Origin of the sequence: Paenibacillus pectinilyticus, assembly GCF_001700435.1 — a bacterium.
In the GTDB taxonomy this organism is placed as follows: domain Bacteria; phylum Bacillota; class Bacilli; order Paenibacillales; family NBRC-103111; genus Paenibacillus_E; species Paenibacillus_E pectinilyticus.
The window spans coordinates 307-16,148 of record NZ_LYPC01000029.1 but is presented as its reverse complement, the minus strand read 5'-3'; the positions used below and the strand labels follow the sequence as shown (position 1 = coordinate 16,148).

Here is a 15,842-nt window from a genome sequence, read left to right as displayed (position 1 = left end):
AAAACTATTTCTGATTATGTGAGATGGCGAAGTCTAAGATGACCTTCAACCGTTCAAAGGATTGTTTGTAATACAAATAACCGATTAAGCATTCAAACGCGGTACTGTGCCGGTATTCCAGCACATCCGCGTTCTTAGCCGTCGTCCCTGACTTGGCATTGCGTCCCCGCTTTACGATATCCACTTCTTCTTCAGTCAGCATGGGCATCAATGAAGTAAGCAGTTTGGACTGCGCTTTGGCTGAAACATACCCTGTCGAGGCTTTATGCAAATGATTAGGGCGATGATTCGCCCCTGAGATGACATATTGCCGAATATACACTTCATACACAGCATCGCCGATATAGGCAAGCACTAAAGGGTTCAATAAATTCGGGCTTTTCGATGGCGGAAAAGCAAAGAGATTGGCAGCTTCCAAATTCATTTCACTCATTTGCGGCGCCAACGAATCCCTTGTGGTGTATCTTCAAGGAATATCCCCTTCTCCGTAAGCAGATCTCGGATTTCATCCGCGCGTGCCCAATTCTTCGATTTGCGCGATTCCGTACGCTCCACGATGAGTTGCTCAATTTCTTCATCCAGCAATTCATCCGCTTGTTGCGATAGGATACCTAACGTAGTATCAAATGCCTCTAATTGTGCGAGGTACAGCTTCACCACTTCCGCATTAACCCGCTCCTGCTGCAGGTACAAGTTCGCTTCGGCAACAAGCTCGAATACCGCGGTAATCGCATCCGGCGTATTAAAGTCATCATTCATTTTATCCACAAATTGCTTAGAAATGGCTTGCAGCTTATCCGTTACACCCGCTTCGACCTCACCGGTTGCAGATGCTGTAGCTAGACGGTGCTTCATATTATCATACGCATTTTGAATACGTTCCAACGCATTGGCCGCTTGCTTCAAGCTTTCATCACTGAAATTCAGCGGGTTGCGATAGTGGGCAGAAAGCATGAAGTAACGGAATACTTCAGGTTTAATTTGTTTCACGAGATCACGGATCAGAATGCCGTTCCCTAAGGATTTCGACATTTTCTCATTATCGATGTTCAAAAAAGCATTGTGAAGCCAATAATTGGCCATTGGATGGCCGGTGACTGCCTCGGTCTGAGCAATCTCACACTCATGGTGAGGGAATGTTAAATCTTGTCCGCCGCCATGAATATCAATGGTTTCGCCTAGATACTTGCGTACCATTGCGGAGCACTCGATATGCCAGCCTGGTCGACCTTGCCCCCAAGGACTATCCCAATATATCTCACCTGGCTTCGCTGCTTTCCAGAGGACAAAGTCCTGCGGATTCTCTTTGCGGTCGTCGACTTCGACACGAATTCCGTATTGAAGCTCTTCTAAATTCTGCCCGGAAAGCTTGCCATATTCTGCGAATTTAGATGTCCGGTAGTAGACATCACCACCAGCCTCGTAAGCGAAATCTTTCTCCACGAGTGCTGCGATGAACTCAATGATTTCCTGGATGTTCTCGGTTACACGCGGGTTCAATGTCGCCTCATGCACACCCAATGTTTGGATATCTTCCAAAAAAGCAGCGATAAAAGTTTCAGCAAGCTCTGGTACGGAAACAGCCATCTCCTCGGCTTTTCGAATCATTTTATCATCCACATCGGTAAAGTTCGTGATATAAGTCACTTCGTATTGCTGGGATTCCAAATAACGACGAACAACGTCGAAAAAAATAACAGGTCTGCCATTGCCAATATGAATGTAGTTATACACAGTCGGTCCGCATACGTACATTTTCACTTTGCCAGGTTCAATCGGAACGAACTCTTCCTTCTTGCGGGTTAATGTATTATATACTTTGAGCGTCATGTTCTCTCAGTTCTCCATTCCTCTTCCGTTCTTCGTTCAATTGGCTTTTCAACTCATTAATTTGCCCTTGTAATTCTTGGAAAATATCAACGATCGGATCTGGCAAATTGCCATGGTCCAATCGATTTACACGAACACCATCTCGTTTCACGACCTTAGCAGGAACGGTAACAACGGTACTATTGGGAGGAACCTCCTGAATGACAACCGCGTTGGACCCAATGCGTGAATTTTCACCGACGAGGAAGGAACCGAGCACTTTGGCACCCGAACCTACAACTACATTATTGCCAATTGTTGGGTGTCTCTTACCTTTTTCTTTCCCTGTTCCACCTAAAGTTACACCTTGATACAGAATCACGTCGTCCCCAATTTCACAGGTTTCTCCAATGACTACACCCATCCCATGGTCAATAAACAAACGTCTACCGATCGTTGCGCCAGGATGAATCTCGATCCCTGTCATGAACCGGCTAATTTGAGAAACGATACGTGCTAGGGTATACATCTTTCTTGTATATAACCAATGCCCGATCCGATGCGACCAAATGGCGTGAAGGCCCGAATACGTAAATACAACTTCAAACCAACTGCGTGCGGCAGGGTCGTTATCGAATACAGCGGATATATCAGATTTGATCGTTGACCACATCATGCTCACCTTCTTCATAGAGTGCCTATAAAATAAAAAAAGCCCCTGCAGCCCTAAGGCTGCAGAGGCGTGGTTATCGCGGTTCCACTCTGCTTGGTGACTCGGAAGTCTCCCAACTCAAAACCCGTAACGTGGGTGTTCCGGCTGCGCCTACCCTACTCGATGAGTATTCGGCGCGGCTGCTCCCAGGTGCATTTCTGATTACAAGGACTGGATAACTCTCAGCCGAAGCCTCGCGGCCCCGATTATCCTCTCTGATGAATCCTCACTTAACCATACTCTCCTGATCATGGCATTTGCGTATTCGTTGTGTATAAGTATAGCGAAAAGAAGCCCGCTTTACAATAAGCTCCGTAGACGTGAAGCGACTTTTTCTTTCCCTAGTAGGAAAAGGGAGACATTCAAGTCCGGTCCATGCACTTGACCTGTTAGCGCAGAGCGGACAGACATGAACAGCTGCTTCCCTTTGAAGCCTGTTTCCTTCTGTACAGCTTTCAGCAGTGCTGGCATCGCTTCAACAGTGAAAGCTTCTGCTTGCTCCACTTGTGCTAAGAAGCTAGTCAACACAACAGGCACATGTTCTTCCTTCAATACGACTGCTGCTTCTTCGTCGATGACCAGGTCTTCTTTGAAAAAGAGTGCCGCTAGATCCACGATCTCAGCCGCGAAGCGCATTCTTTCTTGGTTAAGGCCTACCAGCGCCTCTACCCATGCCCCAGTAGTCGCATCCAATTCACCTTCTTGCAGATAGCCAGCTTTGCGCAAATGCGGCAAGCACAGGTCGACGATGCGGGATAGCGGAGCTTTTTTCAAATAAGCGTTATTCATCCAATTCAATTTATCCATATCAAACACAGCTGGGCTCTTGGATACACGATCCAGATCAAACTGTGCGATCAGTTCTTCCTTCGTGAACATCTCTTCTTCTCCACCAGGTGACCAACCTAGCAGGGCAATGAAGTTCACCACCGCTTCTGGCAAATAGCCGAGCTCTCTGTACTGTTCGATAAACTGGATGATCGACTCATCTCGTTTACTCATTTTCTTACGGTCAGGATTCAAAATAAGGGCCAAGTGAGCAAACTCTGGAATCGGCATATCCAGCGCTTCGTACATGAGGATTTGCCTAGGCGTATTAGACAGATGCTCTTCACCACGTATGACCAAGTTGATTTGCATCAAATGATCGTCAACAATAACCGCAAAGTTATATGTCGGAATGCCGTCAGGACGAGCGATAATGAAATCACCGATCCCATTCGAATCAAATTCCACATGATCACGCACTTTATCTTCGATAGCGATGATACGGTCTGCTGGCACACGGAAGCGAGTAGCAGGTACGCGACCTTCTGCTTGATACGCAGCAATCTGCTCAGGCTTCAAATGACGGCATTTGCCGGAGTAACCGCCCATTTCCCCGCTAGCTTCTTGCTCTGCACGCTCTTGCTCTAGATCTGCTTCTGAGCAATAGCAGCCGTATGCATGACCACTAGCTAAAAGCTTATCCAGATAAGTCTTGTAAATATCGAGTCTCTCCATTTGACGATAAGGGCCGAACGGACCTCCGATATCTACGCTCTCGTCCCACTCCAGGCCAAGCCATCTGAGACCATTCAATTGGTCCTCGATTCCTGACTCTTTGTGACGAGTTTGATCCGTATCTTCAAAACGCACAACAAACGCTCCGCCATGGCGACGAGCTAATAAATAATCAAACAGTGCCGTACGGGCACCGCCAATATGTAAATGTCCAGTCGGACTAGGTGCATAACGCACGCGTAAAGGCTGATTCATTGTGGTATCCCCTTTTCTTCTTCCAAGCATGAATATTCTGCTATTTTAGCACATCACGAATTAAACAAACAACCGATTGCGCCGCGATTCCCTCGCCTCGACCTGTGAATCCAAGCTGCTCTGTCGTGGTCGCTTTCACGTTGACTTGTTCAGGCTCCGCCTCTAGCGCAGCTGCAATAATTTCGACCATTTGCGGAATGTACGGCAGCATCTTCGGCTTCTGAGCTATAATGGTGGAATCTGCGTTCCCCAATTTGTAGCCTTTCTCTTTGGCCAATTGCCATACACGCTTCAATAGGACCAAGCTATCCGCGTCTTTGTACTCGTCAGCTGTATCCGGGAAGTGCTTCCCGATATCCCCAAGACCTAATGCGCCCAGAATCGCGTCGCTAATAGCGTGCAACAGCACATCCGCATCGGAGTGGCCCAGTAATCCTTTTTCATAAGGAATCGTTACGCCTCCAATAATACACTTACGTCCTTCTACCAATTGATGAACATCAAACCCATTCCCTACACGAATCATGAGCGTTCCTCTCCCCTTACGTTATGTAATATCCAATCTGCCCAAGGTAAATCTTCCGGGGTCGTAATTTTAATATTATAATAGTCCCCTTCTACAACATGCACCGCAGCGCCTAGACGCTCCACAAGACTTGCATCATCCGTCCCTATGAACTGATCACGCAAAGCGGCCTCATGCGCCTCCTGGAGGAGGGAAAGACGAAAAGCCTGCGGCGTTTGGATCGCCCACAAGCTTCGTCTATCTGGCGTTGATTGAATGCGCTTATCTGCTGCATCCACAACCTTAATGGTATCTTTGACGGGAACGGCCAGTACGGCTGACCCTACTTCTTGCGCCTTCGCCAGGCACTCGAACACATGTTCTATTTTGACGAAAGGCCGAACTCCGTCATGCACAAGCACCCACTCCGTGCCTTCTTGTAAGGCTTGGAGACCCTGTCTAACGGAATCCTGACGCTCAGCGCCCCCTGCTAGCACACGTGTTACCTTGGTAAGCGCATAGCCCGTGACATACGCCTCACAGCGGTTCACATCATCTGCACCCACAACAAGAATAATCTCATCCACTTCATGTATGTTTTGAAATAATTGCAAGGTATGTACCAGAATTGGCTTCTGTCCCAGTTGCAGGTATTGTTTACTCTCCGCTGTACCCATGCGCGAGCCTTTGCCCGCTGCCACGATGATAACCCCTAGCTTCCCCATAAGTCCTCCAACCCTAGCGCTTTCCAAACAAAGTAATGTTACATCTCCTTATCATACTGGTTTTACTGAGCTTTTTCCAATAGTTTTGGTTTCGCGAAAATCATCCGACCCGCCGACGTCTGCAGCACACTGGTTACCATCACTTCAAGCGTCATCCCAATGAAATCGCGTCCGCCTTCAACTACGATCATTGTGCCGTCATCCAAATAGGCCACACCTTGTCCATGTTCTTTGCCGTCTTTAATGACTTGCACAATAATTTCTTCACCCGGTAAGACGACTGGTTTAACCGCATTGGCAAGATCGTTAATATTGAGCACCGAAACACCTTGTAGTTCACACACTTTATTCAGGTTAAAATCATTCGTAATTACTTTTCCTTGCAGCACTTTCGCTAAACGAACAAGCTTACTGTCCACTTCGGCAATTTCTTCGAAATCCCCCTCGTAGATGAGGACTTTCACTTCAAGCTCTTTTTGAATTTTGTTCAAAATGTCCAGTCCGCGACGCCCCCGATTTCGCTTGAGTAAATCCGATGAGTCTGCAATATGTTGCAGCTCTTCTAATACGAATTCAGGGATTACTAAGGTGCCCTCGATAAATCCTGTTTTGCAAATGTCTGCAATACGGCCATCGATAATGACGCTCGTGTCCAGAATCTTATGTTCCTCATACGGACGATGCGTCTGCTTCTCAGGACCGCCAGAGCGGCTCTTCACAATGATCTGAACAAGCTCTTCCCGCTTGCTGTAGCCGATACGGAAGCCCATAACGCCTAAAATAGCCGACACAACGAAAGGTAGAAACGGCCCTGCCCATTTGGCTTGCTCCATGACAGGAAACAGCATCACGGATACTAATAATCCAATGACGAGACCTAACGTACCTGAGAGCAAGTCCGACACGGGAATATCCGTGACATTGCGTTCCCCTCTCATCAGCAACTTCATCCCTAAACTAGCTACCCATGCCGAAACCAAAAACATCCCTGCTGCACATAAACTATTAATCCAAAAAACTTGTCCTGCCTGTACTGCTACATCTGTTGTTCGAAGGAACGCATCGCTCCACCTATAACCTAAACTGCCACCCATGATGGCTAAAATGATTTGTACCCATTTCTTCATCACAGATTCACCTCCTGCATCAACTTTTTTGAACCTTATTACAATTATGTTCCAATTTATGCAACGTTAATCACTTCTTTCGTCAGAAAATTGAAATATTAGAAGGCATCCCTTATAATGAAATGGAAGTTACCAACCTACCCGAGGTGGATGGAATGAGCTCCTTGACTTTAAAGCAGTTTCAGGATCAAGTGTCTGAATTATTACTCCGTCACCGCAGTTTGCTTGACGTCTTATCCAAATTTCAGCAGTCAGGCGCAGCAGCCAACCGTTCTGTCGTGAAATCCATTACGGAATGTGGATGTATCCAAGTTCACGCGGCTAAGCAAGAGTATCATCCAGAGATGACCTTGGATGAGGCTAAGGATGTCCTCCGCACCCATGTATCTGGACACTTATGTGAACAATGCATCGAGGTTGTGAGCAGTGAGCTAGGCAGGAATCTCTTCTACATGTCCGCGCTAAGCAACATTCTTGATATTAATTTGGAGCAAGTTGTTGAGAATGAATCAAAGAAATGTACAACATTGGGCCTATTCAACATGTCATGATCATGCATACAAGACGAAAAAAAAAGCATTTATCTTCTTCCTGAGAATTCAGGAGAAAATAAATGCTTTTTATTTTCGAACAACGTGCTTACAAGTCAGATTTCACTGAATTGCTTTCTTCCATCGCACGTCTTTTGTTCTTTCTGCGAAGATTGCGCAGACGGATGAAATATCCATCAACGTTTTTTTTTAGGCCGTAAAGAGCGTACATCAAAAGCGGTACGAAAATCATTTTAGAAATGGATTCAGGCCATTTGATAGCAATCAAAATTGCAGCTGCCACAATAATCGGTGTGACCCAAATCGCTGCTTTGGGAATACCCGCTTTTTTGAAATTCGGATATTTCACTGTGCTTACCATTAAGTATGACAAGAGAACTGTACTTACAAGAAGTACATATACGTTTATGTCATTCACGAACAAAGCTAACGTACAAAGAACACCGCCTGCTGCTGGAATCGGTAAACCGATGAAATAGCCAGGCGTACCGGCAACAACATTGAATCTTGCTAAACGCAGCGCTCCACAAATCGGGAAGATCGCTGTTACAATCCAAGCGAACGCTGGACTAATGACTGTAGGGTCGTTGAACGCAACTACATACATGATGAAAGCCGGAGCAACACCGAAAGAAATAACGTCGGATAAGGAGTCTAATTCTTTACCGAACTCACTTTGAGCATTCAATGCTCGAGCTACACGTCCATCGAGTCCATCTAACAGCATTGCGACAATGACAAGAACGGCTGCGACGCCATGTTCGCCACTGAAGGCCAAGATAATCGATAAAACGCCTAGGAATAAGTTCCCTACTGTAAAGAGACTGGGAATTGATTTCGTTAACATATGTTTTTGTCCACCTCTGGATTTACTATACCCTAAACTTGACTTCATGAAACCTCAACAATGATACTTTATGATTGTATCCAGTTTAAATATGTCTGTCAATGAACACTTGTTCTTGAATTCTTTTGAGACCTTCCTTAATCGCGCGGGCCCTCACTTCTCCGATACCGTCAACTTCATCCAATTCCTCAATTGTGGCCATCATCATGTGTGGCAGGTAGCCGAACTTTTCCACAAGATTACCAATAATAATCGATGGCAACCGCGGAATTTTACCCAAGATCCGGAAGCCGCGTGGCGAGACCGGCTCTTCAGCAATCGAATTGGTATGAGAATACCCTAGCAATCGGATAATTTGCTGGGGCTCTAGCAGCTCATCAGACGACAAACGCTTCAGACCGGCTTGCATATCTTTGACTCGGTCCTCCGTTAAATCTCTTACATAATCTTTTACGAGCAAACGCGCCTCAAGTTCCGCATTCCCCACAAGTTCTTCAAGCTGCATGCTAATTAATCGTCCCTCATTGCCTAACTCATTAATATAACGGTTAATTTCTGCTTTAATGCGGAGTACCATTTCAAATCGGGCGATGACATTGGTAATATCATGCAGCGTCACTAATTCCTCAAACTCAGATGCACTTAGGTTCGTTAAGGATTGATCTAAGACAACTTTATAGCGCTCTAAGGTTTGGATGGCTTGATTCGCTTTGGTGAGAATAACGCCAATGTCCTTCAACGCGTACCTTAAATTACCTTGATAGAGCGTTATCACATTCCGCCGTTGCGAGATGGAAACGACTAATTTATTCGTTTGTTTCGCCACACGCTCTGCCGTTCGGTGCCTAATTCCTGTTTCAGACGAGGAAATGGAGGAGTCCGGAATCAATTGCGTGTTCGCATATAAGATCCGTTTGATATCCTCGCTGAGGATAATCGCCCCATCCATTTTGGCAAGCTCATATAAATAATTGGGTGAAAAATCACAATTTATAGAAAACCCGCCGTCTACGATTTCAGTTACCTCTGAACTGAAACCCACGACGATCAGACCGCCTGTTTTGGCACGCAGGACATTCTCCAAGCCATCACGAAATGGCGTACCAGGCGCTACCAATTGGAGCAATTGGCTCATCACATCTCGTTTGATCTCTTCTTTACTCATCATTTTCCTCCTGAAGGCTTTCAGCTTACCGAACAGCACCCTATCTTAGCCAAGCGCTGCTTTCAATGCCTCTGCCACCGTGTTTACACCAATAATCTCCATCCCTTTGGGATGCGTCCACCCCTTCAAACTCTTCTCCGGCATAATAACCCTCCGGAACCCGAGCTTCTCCGCTTCTTTCACACGTTGATCTATACGAGATACACCGCGCACTTCCCCTGTTAGGCCTATCTCCCCGAACACCACATCAAATGGCTGGGTAGCTTGGTCCCGGAAGCTCGAGGCAATACTAATGGCGATGGCCAGATCCACCGCGGGCTCATCCAGCTTAATTCCGCCGGCCACATTCAAGTACGCATCTTGATTTTGAAGAAACATCCCCATCCGTTTCTCTAGCACCGCAATGATTAAAGAGAGACGGTTATGATCGACACCGGTCGCCATCCTTCGAGGAGAAGGGAAATTCGTTGAAGATACCAACGCTTGTATTTCAACCAGGACGGGACGCGTCCCCTCCATACTTGCGACGACAGCCGAACCAGCGACTCCAAGCGGCCTCTCGGATAGAAAGAGCTCAGAGGGATTACTTACTTCAACGAGTCCAACTTCCTGCATTTCAAAAATACCAATTTCATTCGTCGAGCCAAAACGGTTCTTTACCGCTCTTAGCACGCGATAGGAGTGATGCCGTTCGCCTTCAAAGTAGAGCACACAATCCACCATATGCTCTAGCATTCGTGGTCCAGCAATGGCACCTTCCTTCGTCACATGCCCGACAAGGACCGTTGCAATTCCCTTCCCCTTAGCTATTCTCATAAAATGGCCTGTGCATTCTCGAACCTGTGATACGGTACCTGGCGCTGAAGTAATGGCGGGATGAAATACCGTTTGAATGGAGTCAATCACTAGAAAATCGGGATTGGTTTCCTGAATGGCTTCCTCAATCAATTCTAGATTAGTCTCACATAATACATAAAGTAGCGGAGAAGAAGCATTCAATCGATCTGCACGCAGCTTCGTTTGCTTAATGGATTCTTCTCCCGATATATAAAGCACCTTTTGCTGGGCTTGTGTGAGTTCAAAGGACGTTTGTAACAGCAAGGTTGATTTCCCAATACCAGGATCCCCACCTACAAGGATCAATGAGCCTGGGACAATACCTCCGCCTAAAACCCGATTTAATTCTTTATTACTAGTGACAACCCTTGGCTCCGAGCTGCTTTCTATATGTATGATGGGGACCGCTTTTTCTTTCGTTTTGGGGATCGAAGATGTCATCCCTTGTGTACGAACTACGGTTTCAATTTCTTCCACCATCGTATTCCACGACTGACAACCTGGACATTTGCCCATCCATTTCGGTGAATCATAGCCGCATTCTTGGCAGCTAAATTTCGTTTTCTGCTTGCTCATAAAAGAAATTACTCCTTAACTTGGAAGATACCCTTTCTGGATATCCTTACCACATAAAGTTTACCATTTTTATGGTTGCCATGAAAGTGCTGATACAAAATAAACGACTACACTGTCCTCATTGGACAGGAAGCGTTCATGGAGATATATAGCCGACTTCTGATGTGAAACATCTATTTTCTATATTTGAAATAAAAAGCATTTCACTCCACCCTCATCGGATGAAGTGAAATGCTTCTTCACTTTCGCTTACTTGGTTGCTACGCCTTCGCCCTTAAGGACAACAAGCTCGCCTTCATTCTCATCAATAGTTAGCGAATCACCTTTGGAAATGTTGCCTCTCAGCAATTCTTCCGACAAGCGATCTTCGATATGTTTCTGAATGGCTCTGCGTAATGGACGCGCGCCGTAGGTTGGATCGAAGCCTTCCTTCGCGAGGAACAGTTTCGCTTTATCCGTAAGCAAGAAATCCACTTCTTGTTCTTTTAGACGTTTGCGAAGATCATCAGCCATCAAGCTAACGATTTGTGCAATGTGTGTTTCATCCAAAGAGTGGAATACGATGATTTCATCGATCCGGTTAAGGAATTCGGGACGGAAGCTTTTCTTCAACTCGCCCATCACTTTATCCTTCATATTCGTGTAGTCTTTTCCAGCATCAAGTGCCGCTGTAAAGCCTAATGAAGAGTTCTTCTTGATCAAATCTGCACCAACATTGGATGTCATAATGATCAACGTGTTGCGGAAGTCAACCGTACGTCCTTTGGAGTCCGTTAAACGACCGTCTTCCAGTACTTGTAGAAGGATGTTAAACACTTCAGGATGTGCTTTTTCAATCTCATCCAAGAGGACAACCGAGTACGGTTTACGGCGAACTTTCTCAGTCAGTTGACCGCCTTCTTCATAGCCTACATAACCTGGAGGCGCTCCTACTAGACGGGATGTCGAGTGTTTCTCCATGTATTCAGACATATCGATACGCACAACCGCATTATCATCTCCAAAGAGGGACTCTGCTAGGGCACGTGCAAGCTCGGTTTTCCCTACCCCAGTTGGTCCTAGGAAAATAAATGAGCCCATAGGACGCTTAGGATCTTTCAATCCAGCTCTTGCGCGGCGAATCGCACGACTTACCGCTTTAACCGCTTCTTCTTGTCCAATGACACGTTCATGAAGGATATCCTCCATTTTGAGCAAACGATCTGTTTCTTCCTCTGCCAGCTTACTCACAGGAATTCCAGTCCAGCTCGCCACGATTTGTGCGATATCATCTGGTGTTACTTCCGTATCTAGACGGCCTTGTTTCTCTTTCCACTCGTTCTTCGTGGAGTCTAGCTCTTCGCGAAGCTTTTGCTCCGTATCCCGAAGACCTGCTGCCTTCTCGAACTCTTGGCTTTGAACCGCAGCATCTTTTTCTTTACGGATATTTTCCAATTTATTCTCAAGTTGCTTCAAGGATGGCGGTGTCGTGTAAGAACGAAGTCTTACTTTCGAACTCGCTTCATCGATCAAATCGATCGCTTTATCCGGTAAGAAACGATCTGTGATATAACGATCAGACAGCTTTACAGCTTCTTGAATCGCAGCATCTGTGATTTTCACACGGTGATGTGCTTCATAACGATCGCGTAAGCCATACAGAATTTGAACCGCTTCCTCTGGGGAAGGTTGATCTACGGTAATCGGTTGGAAACGACGCTCTAGAGCAGCATCTTTCTCAATGTATTTCCGGTACTCATCCAACGTCGTCGCACCAATACATTGCAGCTCGCCTCTGGCAAGCGCCGGCTTCAGGATGTTGGAAGCATCAATCGCGCCTTCCGCTCCCCCTGCACCGATCAACGTGTGCAACTCATCGATGAACAATACGATATTGCCGGCTTGTCGAATCTCATCCATGATCTTCTTCAGACGATCCTCGAACTCGCCGCGGTACTTCGTACCTGCTACGACAGACCCCATATCCAGGGTCATAACGCGTTTATCTTTTAACGTTTCGGGAATTTCATTGTTAATAATTTTTTGTGCAAGACCTTCTGCAATCGCCGTTTTACCAACGCCTGGCTCACCGATAAGAACTGGATTGTTCTTCGTTCTACGGCTCAACACCTGAATAACACGTTCGATTTCTTTGCTACGGCCGATAACAGGGTCCAAATGCCCCTCTTTGGCGTATGCCGTCAAATCTCTTGCCAGCCCATCCAATGTAGGCGTGTTCACATTCGGATTCGTACCATGACTTGGCGATACTGTTTCGCTGCTGCCCAAAAGTTGAAGAACTTGTTGGCGCGCTTTATTAAGCGATACCCCCAAATTATTAAGCACTCTTGCCGCTACGCCCTCACCTTCACGAATAAGGCCAAGCAGAATATGTTCAGTCCCCACATACGTGTGACCTAATTTTCTCGCTTCATCCATCGAAAGCTCAATGACTTTCTTAGCTCTAGGTGTATACGCGATGTTAGTAGGTTGCTCTTGCCCTCTGCCAATTAGAGATTCCACTTCATCTTGAATTTTCTCAAGACCTAGGCCGAGCGCAACGAGTGCTTTAGCAGCAATGCCTTCACCTTCACGAATTAGTCCTAGTAAAATGTGCTCTGTTCCAATATTGTTATGCCCTAAACGAACAGCCTCCTCTTGAGCTAGAGAAAGCACCTTCTGCGCACGTTCCGTAAATCTGCCAAACATCATAGCGAACACCTCCAAAAGTAGTATATCTATGGAATTCCTAAAGGATGAATCTTTTTATACCCTGCCAAACTTTTCGCGAATCAACTCTGCACGCCGCATATCTCGTTCATCTGCACCAAGCTTCTCGCCCGCATACTGCTGAAGGAATCCAGGCTGCGTCATAACTAGAAGCTCATTCAGTACATTGGAAGAAACATTGTTGATGATGCCCAGGTCGATCCCTAGCCTTACATCTGATAGCCGCTGTGCCGCTTCTTTAGAGTCGATAATCCCTGCATACGATAGAATACCAAGGGATCGATTTACGCGATCAATAATACGCATTCTAGACTCTTGCATTAGCTTATGTCTTGCGGCGCGTTCATGCTCTATAATCTGCCTGGCCACACTGTATAAATTATCTATAATCTCTTCTTCTGACTGACCTAACGTAATTTGGTTAGAGATTTGGAATAGATTACCTAAAGCTTCGCTGCCTTCCCCATATAATCCTCTAACCGTCAATCCAACTTGTGTAACAGCGGATAAAATACGATTAATCTGCTGGCTAAGCACTAACGCAGGTAAGTGCATCATTACAGATGCGCGAATTCCTGTACCGACATTCGTCGGGCAGCTCGTTAAGTAGCCTCTTTTTTCATCATAACCGTAATCCATCTGCGTTTCAAAAATATCGTCAATCTGATTGGCCAAGTCCCAAACCTCTTTAATCTGAAAACCTGGACATAGACATTGTATGCGAAGATGGTCTTCTTCATTGATCATAATACTAATCGACTCATTATCGCTTAAAATAACGGCACCATTTCTGGATTCGTTAGCTAAATTTGGACTAATTAAATGTTTCTCCACAAGCACCATTCGCTCAAGCTCATTAAGCTCTGACAATGGAATGAGTGAGAAGTTACTTATCGTCTCTAACTCATCATTCGCAAGAACACCAGACAACTGCTCCAGCACTTCCTGTGATTGTTGGTTGGTCGCGAGCATGGGATAAGGATAATCTCTCAGGTTACGAGCAATTCGGATTCGACTACTGATGACAATATCCGACTCAGGCCCTTCACCCTTCATCCACTCACTTAATGCATCTCCTGTAAACCGCTGTAACGCCACTGGATTCACACTCCCTTACAAACTTACATACTCGCAATCTTCTTCTCAATCTCACGTATCTGGTCGCGTATCTGTGCCGCTTGTTCGAATTCTTCGCCTTCGATACAGGTCATCATATCTTTCTTCAAAAGCTCAATTTCTCGTCTGCACTGAATGATACCACCGCTCCGCTTGGGTACTTTCCCAACGTGTACGATATTCCCGTGCACTCGCTTGAAAAGAGGGTCTAGCTTCTCCGAAAAGTTCTGATAACAGGAACCGCAACCAAACCGACCTAATTTACTAAATTGCGAATACGTAAGGCCACAGTTATCACATCGGATCGCTTGAGGCTTGGTCGTAGATGATAAGGGTTCAAAGTCAAGTAAACCTGATAATAAATTATGAATCGAAAAGCCATTCGATGTTCCAGGAATCATCTCGCCCTTCTCACGGGCGCAATTCTCACAAATGTGGAACTCGTTCTTATCCCCATTCACAATCTTCGTGAAATGAAGAGTAGCCGGTCGTTTCCCGCATTCCTGACAAACCATTCCATCTGCCTCCTTATCTGCTAAGCAAGGATATCAGCATTGCTTTAAGAATCTTAGCCCGAATTTCATCGCGCAGCGGTAGCTTAAAGGTCAATACATCTCTGGATATCGCCGCCCGAATCAGGTTAGCTTCTCTGGTGGAAATATAATGCCCCTCTTGCAATTGATAAATCAGCCCCTCAGAGGTGACTTGATCAATGTGGGTATGAATCGTACGGAATATATGGTCCAAAATAGAACCATGACTCTTGAGCTCGATCTTCTGGATGCGAATATAGCCGCCGCCGCCGCGTTTACTCTCCACAATATAGCCTTTTTCCAAAGTAAACCTTGTACTAATGACATAATTTATTTGTGAAGGTACGCATTGAAATTGGTCAGCCAAATCATTTCGTTGAATCTCGATAGCGCCTTCCGTACTTTGCTGCAGGACATGTTTTAAATACTGTTCAATAATTTCTGATACATTGCGCATCAATTCGGCCTCCCAGATTTCTAGAAGTAAATTGACTTTGACTTTCTTTGACCTTAACTAAATTATAATCATTTCCTTTCTTTTTGACAAGTACTGCTCCTAAATTGTCTCCCCCCACGGATCCGATCCCCTTATGTGAACCTTACTATTGTTGACCTTCCCTACAGATTTATTCGAAATGAAACGAAGAAAAAGCTGATCTCCTCGCTCTTTTCACATAAAAAGGAAAGGCATAAAACAAAAAAAACCTTTCTGAGAATTCTCTCAAAAAGGTCTGATCTTTTGCTTGGCAACGTTCTACTCTCCCAGAACCCTGCGGTTCAAGTACCATCGACGCTGGAGGGCTTAACGGTCGTGTTCGAGATGGGAACGCGTGGGTCCCCTCCGCCATCATCACCAAACAGTCAAAGCGTTT

The 15,842-nt window shown here is 45.7% G+C and carries 15 protein-coding genes and 1 rRNA gene; 1 reads left to right on the top strand and 15 read right to left on the bottom strand.

Annotated elements, in window-relative coordinates; all coding sequences use genetic code 11:
- Window positions 1-4: 4 nt before the first annotated feature.
- The 7 genes from A8709_RS31500 to A8709_RS31470 all read right to left on the bottom strand — a co-directional run bounded on the left by A8709_RS31500 (window position 5) and on the right by A8709_RS31470 (window position 6,639).
- Complete coding sequence (locus A8709_RS31500; protein WP_065858833.1) at window positions 5-433, bottom strand: Mini-ribonuclease 3; 429 nt, start codon at window positions 431-433, stop codon at window positions 5-7.
- Window positions 430-1,830 (bottom strand): cysteine--tRNA ligase, encoded by a 1,401-nt coding sequence (cysS, locus tag A8709_RS31495; protein ID WP_065858830.1) that lies wholly within the window; start codon window positions 1,828-1,830, stop codon window positions 430-432. The genes A8709_RS31500 and cysS overlap by 4 nt, the downstream gene beginning before the upstream one ends.
- The gene (gene cysE / locus A8709_RS31490; protein WP_065858829.1) at window positions 1,811-2,482 is read right to left on the bottom strand and encodes a serine O-acetyltransferase; all 672 of its coding nucleotides are present in this window, start codon (window positions 2,480-2,482) and stop codon (window positions 1,811-1,813) included. Before cysE ends, cysS begins: the two co-directional genes overlap by 20 nt.
- A 339-nt stretch (window positions 2,483-2,821) precedes the next feature.
- Window positions 2,822-4,279 carry a glutamate--tRNA ligase gene (gene gltX, locus A8709_RS31485; RefSeq protein WP_065858827.1) on the bottom strand — a complete coding sequence of 486 codons (1,458 nt, stop codon included), beginning with the start codon at window positions 4,277-4,279 and terminating at the stop codon, window positions 2,822-2,824.
- A 40-nt stretch (window positions 4,280-4,319) separates the two neighbouring features.
- Window positions 4,320-4,805: a 2-C-methyl-D-erythritol 2,4-cyclodiphosphate synthase gene (gene ispF / locus A8709_RS31480; protein ID WP_065858825.1), complete on the bottom strand. Its 486-nt coding sequence runs from the start codon at window positions 4,803-4,805 to the stop codon at window positions 4,320-4,322.
- Complete coding sequence (ispD, locus tag A8709_RS31475) at window positions 4,802-5,509, bottom strand: 2-C-methyl-D-erythritol 4-phosphate cytidylyltransferase (RefSeq protein ID WP_065858823.1); 708 nt, start codon at window positions 5,507-5,509, stop codon at window positions 4,802-4,804. The genes ispF and ispD overlap by 4 nt, the downstream gene beginning before the upstream one ends.
- A 62-nt stretch (window positions 5,510-5,571) precedes the next feature.
- Entirely contained in the window at window positions 5,572-6,639 is a 1,068-nt protein-coding gene (locus tag A8709_RS31470) for a PIN/TRAM domain-containing protein (RefSeq protein ID WP_065858821.1), read from the bottom strand.
- A gap of 152 nt (window positions 6,640-6,791) precedes the next feature.
- On the opposite strand from A8709_RS31470, the gene A8709_RS31465 reads away from it, so the two are divergent.
- Window positions 6,792-7,187: a nucleoside triphosphate pyrophosphohydrolase family protein gene (locus A8709_RS31465; protein WP_065858819.1), complete on the top strand. Its 396-nt coding sequence runs from the start codon at window positions 6,792-6,794 to the stop codon at window positions 7,185-7,187.
- Between the two features lie 88 nt (window positions 7,188-7,275).
- Here the strand turns inward: A8709_RS31465 and pssA are convergent, their stop codons facing one another.
- The 8 genes from pssA to rrf all read right to left on the bottom strand — a co-directional run bounded on the left by pssA (window position 7,276) and on the right by rrf (window position 15,828).
- The gene (gene pssA / locus A8709_RS31460) at window positions 7,276-8,034 is read right to left on the bottom strand and encodes a CDP-diacylglycerol--serine O-phosphatidyltransferase (RefSeq protein WP_065858817.1); all 759 of its coding nucleotides are present in this window, start codon (window positions 8,032-8,034) and stop codon (window positions 7,276-7,278) included.
- Between the two features lie 85 nt (window positions 8,035-8,119).
- Window positions 8,120-9,199 (bottom strand): DNA integrity scanning diadenylate cyclase DisA, encoded by a 1,080-nt coding sequence (gene disA, locus A8709_RS31455; RefSeq protein ID WP_084225683.1) that lies wholly within the window; start codon window positions 9,197-9,199, stop codon window positions 8,120-8,122.
- 45 nt (window positions 9,200-9,244) lie between these two features.
- Window positions 9,245-10,612, bottom strand: coding sequence for a DNA repair protein RadA (radA, locus tag A8709_RS31450; protein ID WP_065858813.1), 1,368 nt, complete (start codon window positions 10,610-10,612; stop codon window positions 9,245-9,247).
- A gap of 249 nt (window positions 10,613-10,861) precedes the next feature.
- Window positions 10,862-13,303, bottom strand: coding sequence for an ATP-dependent protease ATP-binding subunit ClpC (gene clpC / locus A8709_RS31445; protein WP_065858811.1), 2,442 nt, complete (start codon window positions 13,301-13,303; stop codon window positions 10,862-10,864).
- Window positions 13,304-13,357: 54 nt separating this feature from the next.
- Entirely contained in the window at window positions 13,358-14,419 is a 1,062-nt protein-coding gene (gene mcsB / locus A8709_RS31440) for a protein-arginine kinase McsB (protein ID WP_084225681.1), read from the bottom strand.
- A gap of 23 nt (window positions 14,420-14,442) precedes the next feature.
- Window positions 14,443-14,952 (bottom strand): protein-arginine kinase activator protein McsA, encoded by a 510-nt coding sequence (mcsA, locus tag A8709_RS31435; RefSeq protein ID WP_065858809.1) that lies wholly within the window; start codon window positions 14,950-14,952, stop codon window positions 14,443-14,445.
- A gap of 13 nt (window positions 14,953-14,965) precedes the next feature.
- Window positions 14,966-15,427, bottom strand: a complete 462-nt coding sequence (locus A8709_RS31430) for a CtsR family transcriptional regulator (protein WP_065858807.1) — start codon at window positions 15,425-15,427, stop codon at window positions 14,966-14,968.
- 284 nt (window positions 15,428-15,711) lie between these two features.
- Window positions 15,712-15,828 (bottom strand): 5S ribosomal RNA (rrf, locus tag A8709_RS31425).
- Window positions 15,829-15,842: the final 14 nt, after the last annotated feature.